Origin of the sequence: Methylomonas subterranea, assembly GCF_024505185.1 — a bacterium.
Classification (GTDB): domain Bacteria; phylum Pseudomonadota; class Gammaproteobacteria; order Methylococcales; family Methylomonadaceae; genus Methylomonas; species Methylomonas subterranea.
In genome coordinates this window covers 55,314-77,959 of sequence record NZ_JANIBJ010000001.1, presented here as the reverse complement: position 1 = coordinate 77,959, position 22,646 = coordinate 55,314, and the positions used below count along the sequence as shown (strand labels likewise).

Here is a 22,646-nt window from a genome sequence, read left to right as displayed (position 1 = left end):
ATGATAGAAAAAACTTTTCCCATCACAGAAAAATTGTTATCGAACGGGCTCAAATCGGCTCAAAAGTTGTTCGAACTACTTAACGCCGAGTCCGAACAATTGAAATCCCGATCCAATCCGACCACTATAAACGCACTCGCCACGCACAAGAAAGATGTGGTTGTCCAGCTGGAGCAATTTTCCAAACAGTTGGGCCAAGTTTTGGCGACGGAAAAACTGCCGCTTAACCAAGACGGTGTCCAAAACTACCTCACCAAAGCCAAGGCAAACGGTTTCAATATTGCCCAAGCCCATGGGCAGTGGCTCAACATCACCCAACTCACCATAAACTGCCGCGCCTTGAACGAAAAAAACGGCGCCAGCATAGACATGCTGAGTCGTCACGCCCAACGAGCCCTGCAGGTTCTGCGCGGCAAGTCGCAACTGGCAACGACTTACGGACCGGACGGCAGTACGCGTAGCGAGTTATTTTCACACACGCTCATTTCGGTGTAGACTGCGACCAACTTCCCTTCCAGACCGTTTCAGCATGTTCAATAAAATCAGGGGCCTGTTTACCAAAAGGATTGATAACGAAATCGAGGACTCCGATGATCTCTCGCCTTTTGAAAACCCCAACTTCATCACGTCGCCGGACAAAATCGTCAATTTGCTATCGGAAATAGAGCAAAGCTCGCCGCTGTGCACCGTACAGATCGACGGCGCGCCGCAGGAATATAATTCATCCATATTGGGAATAAAAACCGAAAAGAATCTGATCATTTTGGATGAACTGATTCCCAAGGAAGGCAATACCGTCCTACAGGACACCCGCTCCTTAAAGCTATCCACCTTTCACAAAGGAATACATTTATCCTTTAACCTGTCCGACATCGAAATGGGCCACTCGCGCGGCATTTCGTATTACAAAAGCGCGCTGCCCGATAGAATTTTTTACCCGCAACGCCGGCGCTCTCCACGCATAGAAATCAGCTCGATCGATATTGCATTCACCGGCGTCTCCGAACGCACCGGCATGTCGGTCAGCGGATATCTGTTCGATTTGTCGCGCGGCGGTGCCGGTATCGATTTGCCGGTAAATCGCGCGCGCATACAACGTGGCGACATAATAAAAAACTGTCAAATCAATTTTGAAGACTACCAAATGGACTTTGATTTTTCAGTACGTTTCGTTAAACCCGGCTTCCCTAATCAAGCCAAGGTCCAAGTGGGCGGTTTTTTTGAAAACCTATCCAGCAAAAGCCAATCAAAATTATCGTATTTCATCACGTCGCTGGAACGCGTGGAAATCAGAAAACAAAAAAATTAACCCAGCTCCCTGTGTTAAAATTTGCACCGAGTCCCGGTAGCTCAGCAGGATAGAGCAGCCCCCTCCTAAGGGGCAGGTCGGACGTTCGAATCGTCTCCGGGACGCCATCGGCGCATGGAAATAGGCCCTTTTTCGGCAGTGCCTGTTAAACCTTCCCGCCAAATATCTCAGCTCTTCATGACTGCCTCAACCGCATTAGATTGCCCTCACCCCCAAAGCCCAACATTTAACGGCATTCCGCTAAGGTTTGCGTTAAAATGCACGGTTTTTTATCGGCTTCCGCGGAATCACCGACGGACACCAGACCATTAATAAAGACGGCAAAAGCCGCATTGATGCACCGGAGTTAAAAGCTATGCGTATCATCCTGTTAGGAAGCCCAGGTTCGGGTAAAGGCACACAGGCCCAATTCATTACCGAAAAATTCGCCATTCCGCAAATTTCCACCGGCGACATGCTGCGGGCCGCTGTACGCGCTGGCACGCCATTGGGCGTGGAAGCCAAAAAAGTCATGGATGCCGGCGGATTGGTGTCGGACGACATTATCCTGGGCTTGATCAAGGAACGCATCGCCCAGGACGATTGTAAGAACGGTTATTTGCTGGACGGTTTCCCGCGCACCATTGCCCAGGCCGAAGGCCTGGAAAACATGGGCGTGGAACTGGACTTTGTGGTCGAGATCGCGGTGGACGACGAAGAAATCATCAAACGCATGAGCGGCAGACGCGTGCACATGGCCTCCGGCCGTAGTTACCACGTGGTATTCAACCCGCCGAAAACCGAGGGACTCGACGACGTCACCGGCGAACCGCTGATTCAACGCGACGACGATACCGAAGAAACCGTGCGTAAACGTCTGGACGTCTATCACGCTCAAACCAAACCGCTGGTAAGCTTCTATTCGGCGCCCGGCCAGAAAGCCAAATTCGCCAGCATCGCCGGGGTCGGCTCGGTCGGCGACATTACCGCCAAAGTATTCGCGGTATTGAATTAAACCATCGTAGGGTACGCATTGCGTACCTTTAAGCTTTCGGTACGCGTATCCGAATGGGTATAAATGCGTACCCTATCCAAGAGAAACCAATATGGCAGGTAAAACCTTATACGACAAACTTTGGGACGACCATGTCGTCCATACCGAAGACGACGGCTCGTGCCTGATTTATATCGACCGGCAATTGCTGCACGAAGTGACCTCGCCGCAGGCTTTCGAAGGCTTGCGCCTATCCGGACGCAAACCCTGGCGCATCGCCCGCAATCTGGCGGTCGCAGACCACAACATCCCCACCACGGATAGAGCCAAAGGCATTGCCGACCCGGTTTCGCGCCTGCAGGTGGAAACCCTGGAAAGCAACTGCAAGGAATTCGGCATCACCGAATTCCATATGAGCGACATCCGCCAAGGTATCGTACATGTGGTCGGACCGGAACAAGGCGCCACCCTGCCCGGCATGACCGTGGTCTGCGGCGACTCGCATACCTCGACTCACGGCGCCTCGGCTGCATTGGCTTTCGGCATCGGCACCTCGGAAGTCGAGCATGCGCTGGCGACTCAGTGTCTGGTGCAGAAAAAAGCTAAAAACATGCTGATCAAGGTCAACGGCAAGGCCGGCCCCGGCGTCACCGCCAAGGACATAGTGCTAGCCATCATCGGCCAGATCGGTACCGCCGGCGGCACCGGCTACACCATCGAATTCGGCGGCGAAGCCATTCGCGAGCTGAGCATGGAAGGCCGGATGACGGTCTGCAACATGGCCATCGAAGCGGGCGCCCGCGCCGGCCTGATCGCTTGCGACGAAAAAACCATCGAATTTTACCGCGACCGTCCTTACGCCCCCAAAGGCGACGACTGGAACATGGCGGTACGCTACTGGGAAAAACTGCATTCGGACCCGGACGCCAAATTCGACAAGGTCATAGAGTTCGACGCCGCCGCCATCAAACCGCAGGTCAGCTGGGGCACGTCGCCGGAAATGGTATTACCGGTCGACGCCAGCGTTCCCGATCCCGCGCGGGAAACCGACCCGGTCAAACGCCAAAGCATAGAGCGAGCCCTGCAATACATGGGTCTGAAAGCCGGCCAGAAAATCACCGACATCAAGTTGGACAAAGTCTTTATCGGCTCCTGCACCAATTCGCGCATCGAGGACTTGCGCGCGGCGGCGGCGGTCATCAAGGGCCGTAAAAAAGCCGACTCCGTCAAGCAGGTGCTGATCGTACCGGGTTCCGGCCTGATCAAGCAGCAAGCCGAAGCGGAAGGCCTGGATAAAATTTTTACCGCCGCCAACTTCGAATGGCGCGAGCCGGGTTGTTCGATGTGTCTGGCCATGAACGCCGACCGCCTGGAAGCCGGCGAGCATTGCGCATCCACCTCGAACCGTAATTTCGAGGGGCGTCAGGGTTATGGCGGACGCACCCATTTGGTCAGCCCCGCCATGGCGGCCGCCGCCGCGATTGCCGGTCACTTTGTTAACGTCGCGGAGGACGCATCATGAGAGCATTTACCACGTTGACCGCCCTGGTGGCGCCATTGGACAGAGCCAATGTCGATACCGACGCGATCATTCCGAAACAGTTTTTGAAATCCATCCGCCGCGCCGGATTCGGCCCCTACTTGTTCGACGAATGGCGTTATCTGGATCGCGGCGAGCCCGACATGGACTGCGCCAACCGGCCATTGAACAAGGATTTCGTGCTGAACCAGCCGCAATATCACGGCGCGCAAATTCTGTTGACGCGGGAAAACTTCGGTTGCGGCTCATCGCGCGAACACGCTCCATGGGCGTTGGAAGATTACGGTTTCAGAGCGGTTATCGCCCCTAGCTTTGCCGATATCTTTTTCAACAACTGTTTTAAAAACGGCATTTTACCCATCGTGCTGCCGGCGGAAACCGTCGATCGGCTATTCAGGGAAATGGCGGACGGTTACCAACTGACCATAGACCTGCAAAGCCAAACCATCACCACGCCCGCCGGCCAACAAATCGGATTCGACGTGGATGAAAATCGCCGTTACCGCTTGTTGAACGGCTTGGACGATATCGCCTTGTCGCTGCAGCATGCCGATAAAATCAAAGCCTATGAAACCGAACGCGCCAAACGCGCGCCCTGGTTGTTTCAAGACGCATAAGTAACGGATACGGGCATGGCAAAAAAAATCGCCGTTTTGGCGGGAGACGGGATCGGCCCCGAGATTGTCGCCGAGGCCGTCAAGGTATTGAGCTTTTTAAATACCGACATGGCCCTGGGGCTTAGTTTCGAAACCGCCTTGGTCGGCGGTGCCGCTTACGATGCCTTCGGCACCCCGCTGCCGCAGCAAACCCTGAATCTGTGCAAAAACGCCGAAGCCGTTTTGCTGGGCGCGGTGGGCGGTCCCAAATGGGAAGCGTTACCGCATGCGGTGCGCCCCGAACGCGGCTTGCTGAGCATTCGTTCGGAACTGAACCTGTTTTCGAATCTGCGGCCGGCGATTCTGTACCCGCAACTGGTCGGGGCCAGCACCCTAAAACCGGAGGTGGTGTCCGGCCTGGATATCATGATAGTCCGCGAATTGACCGGCGGCATTTACTTCGGCCAACCGCGCGGCATCCGCTTATTGGAAAACGGCGAGCAACAAGGCTTCAACACCCTGGTATACAACGAGTCGGAAATCCGCCGCATTGCCCATTCAGCTTTTAAAACCGCGCAAAAACGTCATAAAAAGCTGTGTTCGGTGGATAAAGCCAATGTACTGGAAGTCACCGAACTGTGGCGACAGGTGGTCACCGAGGTCGGCAAGGATTATCCGGATGTGCAATTAAGTCATATGTACGTCGACAATGCCGCCATGCAACTGGTGCGGGCACCCAAGCAGTTCGACGTCATCGTTACCACTAACATGTTCGGCGATATTTTGTCCGACATTGCAGCGATGTTGACCGGATCGATCGGCATGCTACCTTCGGCCTCGCTGGACGCCAACGGCAAGGGCATGTACGAACCGATACACGGTTCGGCGCCAGACATTGCCGGCCAGGGCATTGCCAACCCACTGGCCACCATTTTATCGGTCGCCATGCTGCTGCGTTATACCTTAAACCAACCGGAAGCGGCCGAACGCATCGAACAAGCCGTCAACACGGCGCTGGATGCCGGCGCCAGAACCCCGGATATTTATTCGGATGGCACGACCCAAGTCAGCACCTCGGGCATGGGCGATGCCGTACTCAACGCTTTAAAAGGATAAACGCTATGTCCAAAACTTACGATGTTGCCGTTGTCGGCGCGACCGGCGCGGTCGGCGAAACCATGATAAGCATCCTGGAAGAACGCAATTTCCCGGTAGGCACGCTGTACGCGTTGGCCAGCGAACGTTCGGCCGGCAAACGGATTCCGTTCAAGGGTGGTTCCGTGGTGGTGCAAGACTTGGCCGGTTTCGACTTTTCCAAGGTGCAAATCGGCCTGTTTTCGCCCGGCGCCTCCGTTTCGGCCGAGTATGCTCCCAAGGCGGCGGCGGCTGGTTGCGTGGTGATAGATAACACCTCGCAATTCCGTTACGACGACGACATTCCACTAGTGGTGCCGGAGGTTAATCCGGAAAAAGTCGCGGACTATAAAAATCGCGGCATTATCGCCAATCCGAACTGCTCTACCATCCAAATGCTGGTGGCGTTAAAACCCATTTACGATGCAGTCGGCATCAGCCGCATCAATGTGGCGACTTACCAAGCGGTTTCCGGCACGGGCAAGGAAGCTATCGAAGAACTGGCCAGCCAAACCGCCAACCTGCTGAATGCCAAACCGGTTGAGGCCAAGGTTTATCCAAAACAGATCGCCTTCAACTGCTTGCCGCAAATCGATGTATTCATGGACAACGGCTATACCAAGGAAGAAATGAAAATGGTCTGGGAAACTCGAAAGATCATGGGCGATGCCGATATCCTGGTAAATCCCACCGCCGTGCGGGTGCCGGTGTTCTTCGGCCATTCCGAAGCGGTGCACATCGAGACCAAGCAAAAAATTTCCGCTGACCGGGTACGGGAACTGCTATCGGCCGCTCCCGGCGTCACGGTTTTGGATGAGCGCGAGAATGGCGGCTACCCTACCGCCGTAACCGAATCGTCCGGCCACGACGACGTCTACGTCGGCAGAATTCGCGAGGACCTCTCGCACCCTAACGGGATTGATTTGTGGGTGGTGAGCGATAATGTCAGAAAGGGCGCCGCCTTGAACAGTGTGCAAATAGCCGAGGTGCTGGTAAAAAATTACATCTAGTCTAAGATTAGCAAACATCTTTAATGAGTCGGACAAAATGCATCTGATCGATCGTGCCGAGGTAATCCCAGTGAAGGACAAGAATGTGAAGCACATAACTAAAACTTTAGCGGTTGTATCGTTGCTGATACCAATGAGCGCACAACCGCTGGGTATCGGTGACATTCAATTGCATTCCGCCCTCAACCAGAAACTTAACGCCGAAATTCATCTGCGCTTGGCGGCGGGCGAAAACCCCGCCGACGTCACGGTAAAACTGGCGCCTCCGGAAAAATTCGATCAAGCCGGCGTTCCCTGGAATTATTTTTTATCCAAGATCAAATTCAACCCCGTGGTGCAGGCCGACGGCTCCATCATCGTCAAAGTCACTTCCAGGGAACCTTTGACCGAACCATTCTTAGATTTTTTACTTGAAGTCACTTGGCCGCAAGGCAGCCAATACCGAGAGTTTACCGTTTTGATCGATCCGCCCGAGGCCTATCGGGCGCCCGCGCTACCCAGCACGGCGGGTAGCGATTATCGGCTGGAAGCGCTCGAAGACTATGTCGCTCCCACCCGCAAGCCCAAACCCGCCAGAACCGGCGCTCGTCGGGATACCGCCGCAAACATCACGCCGCAAACGCCAAGCAGCGGCGAATACGGCCCGACCCGAACCGCCGATACCTTGTGGCGAATAGCCAATCAGCTGGGCAACGAACGCGGCGTACCCACCAGTCAAATGATGGCTGCCCTGTTTAATGCGAATCCCGAGGCGTTCAACCACGGCAACATTGACTCGCTGAAAACAGGCATGGTATTGAAGATACCGGAGACCGAAGCCATTTTGCAATCCTCCGGCAAACGTGGCGAGATTAAACCGCGCAAACCCGCCGCTGAAACCGTAGCCGGCGCCAAGGCTTTGGAACTCGTCGCACCCAGCGACACCAAGATCACCGACAGTGCTGTTGCGGGCGGCAAGGTAAAACCGGGCGGCGATGGAAACGCGACTACCGAAGGAACCGGCGGCGGAACGGCCGACGGCAAGGACCTCGATTTACAAAGCCGTATCGACCGGCTCGAACAACAGCTAAACATGATGCAGCAATTGCTGGCCTTGAAGGACCAACAATTGGCAACCCTACAACATAAAGACCAAGATAGCGCCCAACAGCAGGCAGAGAGCACCCAAGTTCCACCCGCGCAACCCGCGGAACCAAGCCCTCCCCCTCCCCCCGCTCCAGCCGAGCCCGCTGCCCCCGAGCAAGCAAGCGTTCCCGCTCCAACGGCTGAACCGCCGGTTACCGCCGCGCAGCCGGAAGCACCGGTCGAAATTAAACCGGCCCCCGTCCCCGCTCCGCCCAAACCGGTCAGGCCGACACCTCCGCCTCCGGCGCCGATTGTGGTTGAAGAAGAAAGCTTCCTGTCTTCTCCCAGTTACTCGATGGTCATCGGCGGACTGAGCGTCGGCATCATGGGTTTGCTGGGGTGGTTGTTATGGCGGAAACGAAAAATCGAGAGCCAAACCAACACCGAAAGCATGTTCGCCTCCGCTAGCCAGATCAAAATGCCGGATGCCGACAGCAGCTTGGCGGTGCCGGTCATGGATATCAACAGCACCGGCGCTTACGATGTCGGTACCGTCGGCGAAAGTTCGTTTATCAGCGACTTCACCCCCAGCGATTTCGAAGCTTTCGACACCGATCAGAACGATATCGATCCCATGTCGGAAGCGGATGTTTATCTGGCCTATGGCCGTTACCAACAGGCCGAGGATTTAATCCGCCATGCGATAAAAGACCAACCGGAAAAAGACGATTACAAGCTGAAGCTGCTTGAAATTTTCTACGCCAACGAGAATAGAGAGCGTTTCGCCGAATACACGCAAGAGCTGGCCGACGCGGGTAAGAATGCCGATAGAGCGTTCTGGAGCAAGGTAACGGATATGGCCAAGGAGATCATACCGGAATCGGCCTTGTTCGGCGGCAGCGTCCCTCAACATAAGCCCGCCCCGGTATCGGACGACATTGCGGCAAACAACTTGCTGGACAGAGAACCCGCGCACTTTGAAACCACGGACGATTTAAGCGACCTGGAAACCCCGGCCTTGCCGGACATGGAATTGATGGACGAGATAAATTCCGAATTGGCTGAAATGCAATTGACTCTGCCAGAGGAACCCGATCACGGCAGCCTGGATTTTGACCTTGGTTCGTTCGAACAAGCCGAAAGCGAATCGAAACCCAAAGACGAGCTTGCGGAACCCGCGCCCGATATCGAAACGATAGATTTTGATTTAAGCGGCCTGCAGCCCGATAGCGCCGACGAGGAAAAAACCAAGGCCAGCGAAACCCTGGAAAGTTTCGATTTCAACTTTGAACTTGATTCGGCAACCGATGCGGCCGGCGACAAAACAAGGCCGGATGAAGATAAGCTGGATTTGGCCAGCCTGGAAAGTTTCGAATTTCCGGAGTTCGCGGAAGAAGAACCCAAAAAGACCCCGGTTGAACCAGTCAGCGAAACTTTAACTAGCGGCTCGGACGAATTTGACTTTAATTTTGACTTTGAAACCCCCGCCAGCAAAAGTCTGGACGATGACATGGATTTCGGGGTTGCCGATTTAACCGACATGGATGAATTCGAAACCAAGATCGATTTGGCAAAAGCCTATATCGATATGGGCGATGCCGAGGCGGCAAGAACCATCGCCACCGAAGTATTGGCAAAAGGCAGCCCGGAACAAAAACAAGCCGCCCAAGCCATATTGGATGAGCTGAACTAGACTCCAGCAATCCGCGGCGAATGGTTGGCAATTTAAAGCGCCGACCATTCGCCATCTTTTGGCAACGCTGTCATGGATTTGACGAAACGGCCTTCAGGCTTCGGCCAATAACTCTATCCAATGCACCACCGGCAGAGCGGATTTTTCCCGCAACTGCAACCAGCAGCCGATATTGGCGGTTGCAATCAGTTCCGGCCGACCGGCTTGCAATGCCTGGATCTTGGCCGCCCGCAAGCGGCCGGATAATTCCGCTTGCAGCAAGGCGTAACTGCCCGCCGATCCGCAACACAAATGCCCATCCGCAACCGGCGTAAGTTCAAAGCCCAAGCCAAGCAATACTTTTTCCACCACGCCGTTTAACGCTTGACCGTGCTGCAAAGTACAGGGCGAATGAAAAGCTATCCGCCGCGCCGCGGGTTTAAATACCGATAGTTCTTCGGCCGATAGAATTTCGCCGATGTCCTTGGCTAAACCCGAAATACGGGCCGCTTTTTCGGCGTACAAGGGATCATGTTTTAACAGTTCGGCATAATCCTTAACGGTGACGCCGCAGCCGCTTGCCGTCGTGACGATGGCCTCCACGCCCTTTTCGACCTCGGGCCACCAGGCATCGATCAGGCGCCGCATACTGTTCAGACCGGCCGGCTGATCGTTCAAGTGATAGGCCAGCGCGCCGCAACATTCGGCGGCGGGCGTATCCACCAGACTGATGGCCAACCTATCCAGCACCCGGGCGGTCGCGGCATTGATACTCGGGGCCAATGCCGGCTGCACGCAACCTTCCAGGAGCAGCATGCGCCTTGAATGCCGGCTTGCCGGCCGGCGCGAAACGGCTTGCAACGACGGCGGCATGTTTTTAAATCGTCGCGGCAACAGCGGACGGCATATTCTGGCGACTGCCAGCAGACGGGCAAACCGCTGCGGCACCGGCAAAGCGAATAACAACAACCAGCGTAGCAGACGCTGATGCCAGACGCGCGACACCTGCTGTTCGACCAACCCCCGGCCAATGTCCAACAAACGGCCGTATTCCACACCGGACGGACAGACGGTTTCGCAGGCCCGACAGGTCAAGCAGCGGTCCAAGTGCTGTTGGGTCGCCCGAGTGGCGGTGTTGCCTTCCAAGACCTGTTTGATCAGATAAATCCGTCCGCGCGGCCCATCCTGTTCATCACCCAGCAATTGATAGGTCGGACAACCGGCATTGCAAAACCCGCAGTGTACGCAATGGCGCAAAATGGCCTCGGCCCGCCGGCCTTGGGCTGTTTGTTTAATGAAATCGGCGAATTGGGTCTGCATGGTTTACTCTGAAAGTAAAATATTGGGAAAGGATGCCGCCGGCTAGCCTACACGGACGTATTCACGGCGTCCCTTCCGGCGAGCAATCGCAACTTGGGAGGCTGCTGTCATAGGCAGGGGCGACGCAACGACTTCATGATGGTTAGGAAAACAAACGGCCTGAATTAAATATCGTCAACGGATCGAATGCTTGGCGAATGTTCCGTTGCAAACCGAGCAAACCGCCATCCAGCCGCATCCAATCGCTTTTGTCTTCGCCACGATAACATATGGCATGACCGCCCCGCGCCGAAGCGGCGGCATGTATGGTCTCGGCCGGCATATCGCTGTTTAACCAGCGCAAGGCCCCGCCCCAATCCAGCAAGCCACGCCCGGACAAATTCAACGGCGCGGAGGCCGGCGCCATACCGATACGCCACAAGCTACCGGGCAATTGGAAAAAACTTAAGCGTTGCTCGCGTAAATCATGCCAAAACATATCCCCGTCCGGATCGATATCACCCGCCAATTGGGCTGCCGCCGCTCCGACGGCGGCTTCGGCGCCCGACAGTCTGATGCGCAAAAATTCCCCGTCGAAAGCCATTGCCGAAAGCGGCCAGGGCTGCCCGGATAATTGTTGCATGCGATTTAAGGCCCGCGCTTCGTTAAGTGCGTAAACCAGTGTCAACTCCGTTTCGGGCACGGGCAACACACGCAAGGTTACTTCCAGCAACACGCCCAACGTCCCCAGCGCGCCGACCATTAAGCGCGACACATCGAAGCCGGCCACGTTTTTGATTACCCGACCGCCGAAATTCAATACTTCGCCGCGACCGTTGACGATTTTACAACCCAGCACGAAATCACGGGCACTGCCGGCGAAAGGCCTCCTCGGTCCGGAAAATCCGCAGGCCAACGTGCCGCCCAGGGTAGCCCGGCCGGCATAATCCGGCGGCTCGAATCCCAGCATTTGCCGCTGCCCGGCCAGCAATTCGCTTATCTCCGCCATACGGCTACCCGAGCGCAGCGTGACGACCAGTTCGCTGGGCTGGTAATCGATCACTCCCGAATGTTCCGCCGTGTTTAACACGACATCGGCCGTGCAATGGCCACCGTAAAATGCCTTGCTGCCACCGCCAACAATACGCAAACCTTGACCGGTTTCAATGGCCCGCAACACTTGCCGCACTATTTGCGACTCTCTATCGGTCCCACGCATTAAAACCGCTCCAGGTCCGGATGCGGCAGCCGGCCGCTGTGTACATGCATGCGCCCCATTTCGGCGCACCGATGCAGGCTTGGTATGGCTTTACCGGGATTCAACAAACCCAATGGATCGAAGGCCTGCTTGAGCCGGTGAAACTGCGCCAATTCCGCGGCCCGAAATTGCACGCACATTTGATTCAGCTTTTCATGGCCCACGCCGTGCTCGCCGGTAATGGCGCCACCAACCGCCACGCAAAGCTCCAGTATCCGCCCTCCCAACGCTTCGACTTTTTCAAAGTCGCCCGCCCTATTGGCGTCATACAAAATCAAGGGATGTAAATTGCCGTCGCCGGCATGAAACACGTTCACCACGCTCAAGCCACTGGCTTCGGCCAAGGCACCTATTTGTTGCAGCACATGCGCCAACTGCCCGCGCGGGATGGTGCCATCCATGCAATAGTAATCGCTGGCGATACGGCCTACCGCCGGAAAGGCGGCCTTACGGCCGGCCCAGAAGCGCTTGCGTTCCGTCTCGTCGACAGCCGTCCGAATCTCCGTCGCGGCATGCTGTTGCAACAAACGCCGAGTCCGCCGGCTATCCGCTTCCACCTGCTCGGGCATACCGTCCAGCTCGCAGAGTAAAATCGCCGCCGCCTCCAGTGGATAACCGGCATGGGCAAAGGCTTCGGTTGCGCTTATCGCTGCCTTGTCCATCAATTCCAGGCCGGCCGGCAACAAGCCGTCGGCAATGATCGCCGCCACCGCGGCACCGGCTTGTTCCACCGATGCAAAGGCCGCCAACAGCACCTGCGTCCGCGGTTGCAGCGGCAACAGACGCACGGTTATTTCAACCACCACGCCCAATAAGCCCTCGGAACCTATTGCCAAGGCCAGCAAATCGTAGCCCGGCGTATCCAGGCCGCCGCCGCCCAGCACCAGCAATTCGCCGTCCATGGTGACCAGTTTGATTTGCAATACATTATGCACGGTCAATCCGTATTTCAAACAGTGCACGCCACCGGCATTTTCCGCCACATTGCCGCCTATGCTGCAGGCGATTTGCGAGGACGGGTCCGGCGCATAATACAATCCGTATGGCCTGGCGGCTTCGGAGATGGCCAGATTGCGCACGCCGGGCTGTAGCGTGGCGCGGCGGTTTTCAGGATCAATAGCCAGAATCCGCTGCATTTTACTCAAGCCCAATACCACGGCACCGGCAACCGGCAGCGCTCCGCCGGAAAGGCCGGTGCCGGCCCCGCGCGCGACCACCGGAACGCGATACCGCCGGCACAAAGCCAAAAGTGCTTGAACTTGGTCTACGGTTTCCGGCAGCAGCACCAGTTCCGGCAGCTGGCGATAAGCCGCCAAGGCGTCGCATTCATACACTCGCAGGGATTCCGTATCGGCAATCACCTGTCGGTCGCCGAGCAGATCCCGGCATTTTTGTATAAAGGCGCTGGATAATGGCATGGTCGACGATAGAAAAACGCTTGTTGAAAAAGACACACGGATAACTCCGGACCCGTGGACGGCATGGGCGGAAAATATACGCCAAACCCGCGCGGTTTGTTTTTGTTTAGCAAAATTTCATCGTGTATCATGGCAGGCTAACGGTTGAATACCCGCACAGCATATTTTTGGGCAGCCGCAACAACAGGCCCCATAAATACCGGACAAATCATAAATTTATGAAAATTCTTAATATTTTTTTCAAAAACATCAATTCTCTGGAAGGCGAGGGGCGGGTTTATTTCGATCAGGGTCCGATTGCCGACAGCGGGGTGTTTGCCATTACCGGTCCGAACGGATCCGGCAAATCCAGCATTCTGGATGTCATCACCCTGGCTCTTTACGGCGAAACCTTTCGCTTCGACAGACCCGCCGCGCATGTGATGACCAAGCAAACCAGCGACTGTTTCGCTCAGGTTGAATTCGCATTGGGCGAGAATAAATACCGTTCGACCTGGTGGACGAAGCTCAGTGATACCTCGGACCAGGCCGTTGCGTTGTTGCCGAAGATGACCCTGACCAAGCTGAACGGCGAAGAATTATTACTGGCGGAAACCCCCAATCAAGTCCGCCACCGCATCGCCGAACTGACCGGCATGGACTTTCACCGGTTCGGCAAATCCATCGTATTGCCGCAGGGCGATTTTGCCGCCTTCCTGCATGCGCTGGACAGCGAACGGATGGATATTCTGGAAAAAATCAGCGGTACCGATCTATATGCCGACTACCGACAGCAAACCGAAAACCGCTTCCGGCAAGCCCAATCGAATTTAAGCCAATTACAGCAGGATTTAGCCGGTATTCCGCTATTGACGCCGGATACGCTGGAGGCGGCGGCTCACGATCTTGACGATTTCAAACAGCAAGTGGCGGAATTCAAGCAACAGCAAAAGCACAGCCAACGGCAACTCGCCGATTTGCAAAACATTGCCGAGCTGGAGGACAGGCAACAACGGCTTCTGGAGCGGCAACGAAATTTATCCCAAAAAATCGGCCAGTATCGACAAGATTTGCAACGGATCGCGGACGGTCAGCCCGCTCTGCAATTTCGCGCTGAAATCGCCTTGCTGGATGGCAAGCAGGCACTGATAGCACAAAACCAAGCGACACTGGACGCTTACCAAAAGGAATTGAGCCTGCTGCAAAACCAACTTGAGGTGCATTCCAATCCGCTCGGTTTGCCGGTGCCCGACAAATCGCTCAGCGAGCAGAAGCAGATCGTCGACACCCTCAAATTATCGCTTAGCGAATTGAAACTGGAGCTGCCCAGGCAGCGCGAACTGGCGCAATCGATACAACGCCAGATAAGCGATAATCAGACCGCGTTGGCGGAAATCGACCTCTGGTTTCAAGCTCATCAAAGGGATGCCGGCCTGATAAACGACTTTCCCGACGTAGTCCGATTACGCCAACTCAGGGCGCAGCGCGGCGAACTGGGCGGCAAACAAAAAACCCAGGCCACTTGGGCCAAAAACATCACGGCGTCTCTGAATAAAAACAAAACCACGCTGCAAACCACCCGGGAAGATTTAACCGACTTACAACAGCGGATAGAAGCCGATCAGACGAGCCTGCGCGAAATTGCCCAGGGTAAAAGCCCGGAAGAGCTGCAAGAGTTGCGGCAAGAACAACAAGCCCGCGTCAACGACCTGCAAGAGATGTTATCGCTGGCCACCGTCACCGCCAAACTGAGCGACAGGGGGTTATTGAGCTGGCTGGGCATCAAAAAACGCACCGATCTACCGCCCGATGTCAACGAACTGCAAGCCCGTCTGGATGAACTGAGCCAGGAATTGAGCCGTGAAGAGAACATCATCAAAGTCCTCGAACAGGCCCTGCGTAACGAAGCCCTGATCAAAAAAATGGCAGCCGACCGGGCCAAGCTGATAGACGGCAAGCCTTGCTATTTGTGCGGATCGACCAACCACCCCTATGTTCTGAAACCGCCGGTTTTTACCGATGCGAAGAAAGCCCTGGTGGATCAGCGCGGTAAGATACAAGCTCTTAAATCCAGTATCGATATGGCCAGCGCCAAGTTGAAAGCCGCGCAAAAGTTCGACTCGCAACTGTCGGCCAAACAACAACGCCTGCAACAGATGCATTCTCAATGGATCGCGCTGGCCAATCGGCTGAATGTTATGCGCGACGGCATGGATATAGAAAACCTGTCGCTGCAGAAACACCTGTTCACCCAGGAAAACGAAGAGCTGACCAAACTGGGCAATCTGGTCAGCCAACACAGCCAGTTACAACGCAATATCGCCAAGATGAGCGCCGACATAAGCGCCAAACAAGCCCAGCTGACAAAACTGAGCGCCACGGTTCAAGACCTGGAAACCCAATGGGACAACAGGCCGCCGGAATTTGATGAAATCGGCCAACGCTATGAAAAATGCCTCGCGGAAGAAACCGCCCTGATCGAAAAGCTGCAAGCGCAACTGCCCATGCTGGGGGAAAAACTACCGGCAAAAGGCAAGGAAAATGCCTTGTTCGACCGCCTGACCGCTCGACGCCAGGATTATCAGGTGTATTTATTGCGTCAGGAAGGCTTGCAAAAGGACATTGCCGCGCTAAATCAACAACTGCAGGCCTGCGAAGATAAAATCGCCCATTTCCAGCAACAAATAGCCGATAACACCGAGCGCTTGGGGTATCAGAAACAAATGACCCTGCATATCGCCATCATCGAAAAACAAAAACTAATGGTCGATCAGGAACAGCAATTGCGGATTTTGCGCATAGAGCACAAAACCATTCTGCAGACTCTGAGCGACAGGCTGGCGGGCAGCGCCTTTACCTCGGTGGATCAACTGCGGGATACGCTGAATTTGATTGCGCGGGAAGCTGAAATTCGGCAACAGATGGACTCCGAGCTTAAGAATCTGGCGGAAACCGAGCAACAAATCCCGCAACTGAACGCCACGCTTGAAAGCGAGCGGGCGGCCGCGTCGGCTCAAAATCTCGACGAACAAGCCATCGGGCAGACTTTGAAACAAATCAACCAAAGCCTGGATATTGCCGAACAGGAAGTCCAAGGCCTGGAAAACAAACTGGCCAAACAAACACAATATCAGGAAAGATATCGGACGCTGCAAACGCAAATCGAGGCCGAACAGCAATTGCTGGCTCAAGCCGAAGCCGAACTCAAGCTTATCAATGACAATCCGGCCGGTTTCAGGCGCCAGATTCAGCAATTGATGACCGACAGACTGCTATCGGAAACCAACCGGATTCTGGAACAGCTCAGCGGCCGTTATTACGTCCGCAGCGGTATCAGCGAGCATGGGCTGGCACTGGAAATAGAAGACACCAAACAGAAAAACGCCCTCCGGCTGCCGCAAACCCTATCCGGTGGCGAAAGCTTCGTAGTCAGCCTGGCCCTGGCCCTGGCCTTGGCGGAAATAGCCAACAACGGCAAGGCCATCGATTCGTTGTTTCTGGATGAAGGCTTCGGCAATCTGGACGCCGAATCCCTCTATCTGGCGATGAGTACCTTGGAAAACCTGAAAACGCACGGCAAAATCGTTGGGGTTATTTCGCACGTGGATGGGGTAAAAAAACGCATCAAGACTCAAATCGAGCTGGTGAAAAAACCCAACGGCCTGAGCGAACTGAAGATGGTTGCCTGAGACATTTCACGACTGCCCATAGATTAAGGATGGACAGTCATTGCGTTCCACGGCGCGGCTTGAAGCGATTGACAGCCGCTTATTTGTAGCAAGGATTGTCGGACGGGCTGCATGTACGAAACATGGGGCCGTAGGCGGTATCGGATTCAAAATCCTGCCAGACATACAGCGGATAGACGATAGGCTGGGTAGGCAGCGGCGCCAGGATCAGATCCGATATACCCACAATGGTGCGCCCACCCATATTCAACAGGCCTTGCAAGCCACCGCCGGCAAGACCGAATGCGATATTGCTGTCATTGCTGATGTTGATGATGTTTTTGGGGATCTCCAAAAAAGACGTGCCGATATTCGCAAGACCGTTTAAGGCCTTGCGGCCGACTGTCTGACCGTAACTTTCGACGTCATCGGCTTGGGCGACGGGCGCGAAGGCCATCCAGCCCATAAAAAGCAAAGCAGTCAATCTTTGGGAATCGAGTTTCATAGTTTGGCCTATCCGGTCTAGTGGTCTTTATACGGGCCCTTAAGCACAAACATCCGTTGCTGCCGGGCGTGCGAAAAAGTATAGCAGAGCATTTTTATTTTATTTTTTCAGTGCCTTGGCAAAAGCGTTACTCATGCTGTTTTGCAAGGCCGGTTGCGGCTTGGGTTTGTGAGTATTTTTTTGCGGTTTTTCGCTCGCCACAATATCACTGCTATCAATGTTCTTCTTCATGCTCAGCGAAATCCGCTGGCGCGCCACATCCACTTCCAACACCCGCACCTTGACCATATCGCCGGTTTTCACCACGCTGCGCGGATCCTTGACGAAATCGTCCGCCAAATGAGAGATATGCACCAGGCCATCCTGGTGCACGCCGATATCCACGAATGCACCGAAATTGGCCACGTTGGTGACCACGCCCTCCAGGCTCATGCCGGGTTGTAAATCGGAGATTTTTTCCACGCCTTCCTTGAATTGCGCGCTTTTGAATTCCGGCCTGGGATCTCGGCCGGGTTTTTCCAGCTCCTGCAAAATATCGCTGACCGTCGGCAAGCCGAAATCGGCACTGGTGTAATTGGCTGGATTCAGACTACGTAAAAACTGACTTTGGCCGATCAAATCCCGTATCGATTTGCCGGTATCGTCCAGAATGGCATTCACCACCGGATAGGCCTCCGGATGCACCGCCGAGGCATCCAAGGGATTGTCGCCGTTCATCACCCGTAAAAATCCCGCCGCCTGTTCAAAAGCCTTGTCACCCAGGCGCGGCACTTTCTTTAATTGGCTACGATTGGCGAACGGACCATTTTGATTGCGGAAGGCCACAATATTTTCGCTGATACTGGCCGACAGACCGGAAACCTGTTTCAGCAGTGCCGCCGATGCGGTATTCACATCCACGCCCACGGCATTCACGCAGTCTTCCACCACGGTGTCCAACATACGCGCCAGTTGTACCTGATTCACATCGTGCTGGTATTGGCCAACGCCGATGGATTTGGGGTCTATCTTCACCAGTTCGGCCAAGGGATCCTGCAAACGGCGGGCAATGGATACCGCCCCGCGCAAGGACACATCCAAATCCGGAAACTCCTTGGCCGCCAATTCCGAGGCCGAATAGACCGACGCGCCGGCTTCGGACACCACAATTTTTTGGATCGGCAAGTCTTTATGCTGTTTCATCAAATCCGCTACTAACTGGTCGGTCTCGCGCGAGGCGGTGCCGTTTCCTATGGCTACCAAAGACACTTGGTGCTGGCCGATCAGGCGCGCCAACACCGCAATGGATTGATCCCATTGATTTTTCGGCTGATGCGGATAAACAGTGTCGGTGGCCAGCAACTTGCCGGTGGCGTCCACCACCGCGACTTTTACCCCGGTACGGATGCCGGGATCCAGGCCCATGGTGGCCTTATGGCCGGCCGGCGCGGCCAACAGCAAATCGCGTAAATTACTGGCAAACACACGGATGGCCTCCTGTTCCGCCGCCTCGCGCAACCGTAGCTTCAAATCCATGTCTATGCGGGTGAACAATTTGATTTTCCAGGCGAAACGGGCCGTTTCCGCCAGCCAGGCATCCGCCGGACGGCTGATATCGCTGACATGCAATCGCCGCGAAACGAATTGCGTACACAGCTGATGCTCTTCCTGCTCCAACTCGGCCGGCTTCAAGCTCAACGTCAACAGATCTTCGTTACGTCCCCTGAACAAAGCCAGCGCCCGGTGGGAAGGAATTTTATTGATTGCTTCTCTGTAGTCGAAATAATCCTTGAATTTGGCGGCTTCGGCTTCCTTGCCGCTGACCACGCTGGCATGCAGAATGCCGTTGCGCCAGATGCGCTCGCGCAGCTCGGCTAGCAATTCCGCGTCTTCGGAAATCCGTTCCATGATGATTTGGCGCGCGCCATCCAAGGCTGCTCCAGCGTCGGCAACACCTTTATCCGCATCGATATAGGCCATGGCCGCCTGTTCGGGTATCAGGCCGCGATCGGCCAACAACGCATCGGCCAAGGGTTCCAAGCCGGCCTCGCGAGCGATTTGCGCCTTGGTGCGGCGCTTGGGTTTATACGGAAGATATAAATCCTCCAATAAGGTTTTGCTGTCGGCATCCAGAATAGCCCGCTGCAATTCCGGACTCAGCTTGCCTTGCGCGCCTATACTGTCCAGGATGGTTTTACGTCTGTCGTTGAGTTCGCGCAAATAAACCAAGCGCTCTTCCAACATCCGCAACTGGGTATCATCCAGCCCACCGGTCACCTCTTTACGATAGCGGGCAATAAAAGGCACGGTGGCGCCTTCGTCCAGCAGACCCACGGCTGCCGCCACCTGCTGGGATTTGACGGAAAGTTCTTTGGCAATGCGCTGGATAACGTCCATTTTCTTCAGTTGAAATAGTTGGTAATAGGTCCGTATTTTACCGCACAGCGGACGGGGAGAGGGGATTAGCCGATTTTTCCGCCCGAGAAGTGCGGTGGACAGAAGAACAGCGGGATACATGACTGAAGGATAGCATTGCCGACATGAGGCGAGGTAAACGCGGACGATGCCGGGTTGTCATGCACAGCCCCTAACGGGGCTTCTTTTGACTTTTTATTTTCCAGCATCCAGCGGACATAAAAAAAGCACTTGGCTTTTGGCCTAAGCGCTTGTTTTATATGGTGGCGATACCGGGGATCGAACCTGGAACCTCGGGGTTATGAATCCCGCGCTCTAACCGGATTGAGCTATATCGCCGCTAAACTGTTCAAGAGCCGGCATTATAAAAACCAACGACAGGGATGTCAAACATTAAACCTAAAATGCATCACATCGCCGTCTTGGACCTTGTATTCCTTACCTTCCAAACGCCATTTGCCGGCATCTTTAGCGCCCTGCTCCCCTTTATAGGCAACGAAATCTTCGTACGAAATGACTTCGGCTCGAATGAATCCCTTTTCAAAATCGCTATGAATCACGCCGGCGGCCTGAGGCGCTGTGGCATTGACGGGAATAGTCCAGGCCCTGACTTCCTTGACGCCCGCGGTAAAATAAGTAGACAGATTCAACAAGGCATAACCAGCCCTGACCACCCGATTCAAACCCGGCTCATGCAAACCCAGGTCCTCCAAAAACTCCTGCTTTTCCGCTTCGTCCAACTGCACTATTTCCGCTTCGATTGCCGCGCAAACCGCCACCACTTTGGAACCTTCCTTTTCCGCAAAGGCGCGGACCTTGTCCAGCATGGGATTGTTCTCGAAGCCGTCGTCCCGCACGTTTGCCACATACAAGGTAGGTTTCAGCGTAATCAGGCATAATTCCTTGATCAGTTTGACGTCGTCTTCGGACAAGCCCAGGGTTCTGACCGGCTCGCCCAGATTCAGATGCTCCAATACCCGTTCGAGCACCTGTTTTCTCGCCACCTCGTCCTTGTTACCGGATTTGGCTGCCTTCACGGTTTTTTGCAGGGACTTTTCCACCGATGCCATGTCCGCCAGCGCCAATTCGGTGTTAATCACCTCTATATCGCCGACCGGGTCGACTTTGCCGGCCACGTGAATTACATTGTCATCTTCGAAACAGCGCACCACATGCACAACGGCATCGGTTTCGCGAATATTTCCGAGAAACTGGTTACCCAAGCCCTCGCCCTTGGAGGCACCGGCCACCAATCCTGCAATATCGACAAACTCAATCGTCGTGGGAAGGACTCGTTCGGGCTTGACTATTTCGGCCAGTTTTTCCATCCGGGGATCGGGAACCGGCACCACGCCCACATTGGGATCAATGGTACAAAAGGGATAGTTTTCAGCCGCTATGGTGGCCTTGGTCAAAGCATTGAACAAGGTTGATTTGCCAACGTTGGGCAAGCCAACGATTCCGCAAGAAAGTGCCATGATATTATCTTAGAATGAGAGTGCGGGAACCGAATAAAATCGGCTACAAAATGGGGCGGGATTATACAAAGGCTGCGCAAAATGTCCACCCGAACCATTCGCGCCTACAGGCAAAGCCCGGAGCGGAAACCTGTCCCGCCGGAAAACATCAACCCACCTTATTCAGTTTGCTGTCAAACACCTCCACCCGGTCGCGCCCATTGGCCTTGGCTCTGTACAAGGCCGTATCCGCGCAATGAATGATTTGATCGATGTCGTTTTGCTGGTTGTCCTTATCGGCTTGGGGAACCATGCAATACAAACCGATACTCATGGTCAATTGAACCTCCCTGTCGGCGAACCGCCATTTCAAGCTTTTGATTTTGTTTCTGATCCGCTCGGCAAATGTTTTACCGTTATCGCAGCCGGTGTTAACGAAAATGATCACAAATTCCTCGCCGCCAAAGCGCACCAATATATCGGTGTTTCTGACCAACTTTTTCAATGCGTCCGCCACCGTAATTAAGACCTCATCCCCAAACGCATGTCCGTATTCGTCGTTTATGCTTTTGAAATGATCGATATCCATCATCAGCAAGCAGAATGGGTATTCGTAGCGGTTATGCTGGGCAAAAGCCAGCCCCACCTGATCGTAAAAATAACGCCTGTTGTGCAGCCCGGTCAATTGATCCTGCATGGACATGCTTACGTAGTAATCCTTTAAGCGGCGGGTCTCTTCAACCAAGCGCTCCAATTCCGCCGTTCTGGACGCAATCTGAATTTCCATTTGTTGAAACAAACGCCGATTGGTAATGAGTTGCCCCAGGATATTGCTGAAAACCTGCAGCAAGCGCATATGCCAAACCGTAAAAAAACCGGGCTCCGAATGCGAAACGTTCAACACCCCGATCAATTCCCTGTGCAAGGTAAATACAGGGGTGCAAACGATGGAGCCCGGCATGCGTCCATCACCCGCGCCCAAGGCAAATTGCTCGTCCTCATGGCAATTGCGGCAGTATTGCATTTCTCCCGTCGCCGCCGCCGCGCCGACAATACCCTCGCCGGTACGGAAACTCATGGTACCCCGCAAGACGGAAGCCTCGCCTCCCGCCTGATCGATCACGCTGATACCGGTAACATTACTCAGCACGCCGCCATCGTCCGCGATGAAGAATGAGCACCTTTCGATATCCTGATTGGAAAGCAGGCAGGATAAAGCCATGCGAATAACCTGCTTCTCATCCGCCATTTCGCAACTGATTTCAGACAGTGACTTGACGGCGGAAAGCGCGTTCACCAGATCGACGATCAAATCCTGTACATTGGAGCGTTCCCAATCGTTATTATCTAAACTCAGCAACATGTTCGC

Annotated in this window: 16 protein-coding genes and 2 tRNA genes; 10 read left to right on the top strand and 8 right to left on the bottom strand. The window is 54.7% G+C overall.

All coding sequences use genetic code 11. The features are described 5' to 3' along the window. The 9 genes from NP590_RS00375 to NP590_RS00335 all read left to right on the top strand — a co-directional run bounded on the left by NP590_RS00375 (position 1) and on the right by NP590_RS00335 (position 9,320). A complete protein-coding gene (locus NP590_RS00375) occupies positions 1 to 495 on the top strand; it encodes a flagella synthesis protein FlgN (protein WP_256600152.1) in 495 nt (164 codons plus the stop codon). A 34-nt stretch (positions 496 to 529) separates the two neighbouring features. After that, the gene (locus tag NP590_RS00370; protein ID WP_256600151.1) at positions 530 to 1,309 is read left to right on the top strand and encodes a flagellar brake protein; all 780 of its coding nucleotides are present in this window, start codon (positions 530 to 532) and stop codon (positions 1,307 to 1,309) included. A 30-nt stretch (positions 1,310 to 1,339) separates the two neighbouring features. Then, positions 1,340 to 1,416: transfer RNA gene (locus tag NP590_RS00365), tRNA-Arg, on the top strand. Positions 1,417 to 1,664: 248 nt separating this feature from the next. After that, positions 1,665 to 2,303 carry an adenylate kinase gene (gene adk / locus NP590_RS00360; protein ID WP_256600150.1) on the top strand — a complete coding sequence of 213 codons (639 nt, stop codon included), beginning with the start codon at positions 1,665 to 1,667 and terminating at the stop codon, positions 2,301 to 2,303. A 91-nt stretch (positions 2,304 to 2,394) separates the two neighbouring features. Beyond that, positions 2,395 to 3,804: a 3-isopropylmalate dehydratase large subunit gene (gene leuC, locus NP590_RS00355; protein ID WP_256600149.1), complete on the top strand. Its 1,410-nt coding sequence runs from the start codon at positions 2,395 to 2,397 to the stop codon at positions 3,802 to 3,804. Next, positions 3,801 to 4,439, top strand: a complete 639-nt coding sequence (gene leuD / locus NP590_RS00350) for a 3-isopropylmalate dehydratase small subunit (protein WP_256600148.1) — start codon at positions 3,801 to 3,803, stop codon at positions 4,437 to 4,439. Before leuC ends, leuD begins: the two co-directional genes overlap by 4 nt. Before the next feature lie 15 nt (positions 4,440 to 4,454). Beyond that, a complete protein-coding gene (gene leuB, locus NP590_RS00345) occupies positions 4,455 to 5,534 on the top strand; it encodes a 3-isopropylmalate dehydrogenase (RefSeq protein WP_256600147.1) in 1,080 nt (359 codons plus the stop codon). A gap of 5 nt (positions 5,535 to 5,539) precedes the next feature. Then, positions 5,540 to 6,562 (top strand): aspartate-semialdehyde dehydrogenase, encoded by a 1,023-nt coding sequence (locus NP590_RS00340; RefSeq protein ID WP_256600146.1) that lies wholly within the window; start codon positions 5,540 to 5,542, stop codon positions 6,560 to 6,562. A gap of 133 nt (positions 6,563 to 6,695) precedes the next feature. After that, positions 6,696 to 9,320: a motility hub landmark protein FimV gene (locus NP590_RS00335; protein WP_256600145.1), complete on the top strand. Its 2,625-nt coding sequence runs from the start codon at positions 6,696 to 6,698 to the stop codon at positions 9,318 to 9,320. Between the two features lie 93 nt (positions 9,321 to 9,413). On the opposite strand, the gene glcF is transcribed toward NP590_RS00335, so the two are convergent. The 3 genes from glcF to NP590_RS00320 form a co-directional block, all read right to left on the bottom strand. Further along, positions 9,414 to 10,619, bottom strand: a complete 1,206-nt coding sequence (gene glcF / locus NP590_RS00330; RefSeq protein WP_256600144.1) for a glycolate oxidase subunit GlcF — start codon at positions 10,617 to 10,619, stop codon at positions 9,414 to 9,416. A 142-nt stretch (positions 10,620 to 10,761) separates the two neighbouring features. After that, the gene (glcE, locus tag NP590_RS00325) at positions 10,762 to 11,817 is read right to left on the bottom strand and encodes a glycolate oxidase subunit GlcE (protein ID WP_256600143.1); all 1,056 of its coding nucleotides are present in this window, start codon (positions 11,815 to 11,817) and stop codon (positions 10,762 to 10,764) included. Next, positions 11,817 to 13,274, bottom strand: coding sequence for an FAD-linked oxidase C-terminal domain-containing protein (locus NP590_RS00320; protein WP_256600142.1), 1,458 nt, complete (start codon positions 13,272 to 13,274; stop codon positions 11,817 to 11,819). The genes glcE and NP590_RS00320 overlap by 1 nt, the downstream gene beginning before the upstream one ends. Before the next feature lie 218 nt (positions 13,275 to 13,492). On the opposite strand from NP590_RS00320, the gene NP590_RS00315 reads away from it, so the two are divergent. Then, the gene (locus NP590_RS00315; protein ID WP_256600141.1) at positions 13,493 to 16,942 is read left to right on the top strand and encodes an AAA family ATPase; all 3,450 of its coding nucleotides are present in this window, start codon (positions 13,493 to 13,495) and stop codon (positions 16,940 to 16,942) included. Between the two features lie 79 nt (positions 16,943 to 17,021). Here NP590_RS00315 and NP590_RS00310 read toward each other — a convergent pair whose 3' ends face one another. From NP590_RS00310 to NP590_RS00290, 5 genes are all read right to left on the bottom strand, one after another. Then, entirely contained in the window at positions 17,022 to 17,426 is a 405-nt protein-coding gene (locus NP590_RS00310) for an exosortase system-associated protein, TIGR04073 family (protein WP_256600140.1), read from the bottom strand. A 99-nt stretch (positions 17,427 to 17,525) separates the two neighbouring features. After that, entirely contained in the window at positions 17,526 to 19,802 is a 2,277-nt protein-coding gene (locus NP590_RS00305) for a Tex family protein (protein ID WP_256600139.1), read from the bottom strand. 279 nt (positions 19,803 to 20,081) lie between these two features. Then, positions 20,082 to 20,159: transfer RNA gene (locus NP590_RS00300), tRNA-Met, on the bottom strand. A gap of 47 nt (positions 20,160 to 20,206) precedes the next feature. Next, complete coding sequence (gene ychF, locus NP590_RS00295) at positions 20,207 to 21,298, bottom strand: redox-regulated ATPase YchF (protein ID WP_256600138.1); 1,092 nt, start codon at positions 21,296 to 21,298, stop codon at positions 20,207 to 20,209. A 148-nt stretch (positions 21,299 to 21,446) separates the two neighbouring features. After that, positions 21,447 to 22,640, bottom strand: a complete 1,194-nt coding sequence (locus NP590_RS00290) for a sensor domain-containing diguanylate cyclase (RefSeq protein WP_256600134.1) — start codon at positions 22,638 to 22,640, stop codon at positions 21,447 to 21,449. Between the last annotated feature and the right edge of the window lie 6 nt (positions 22,641 to 22,646).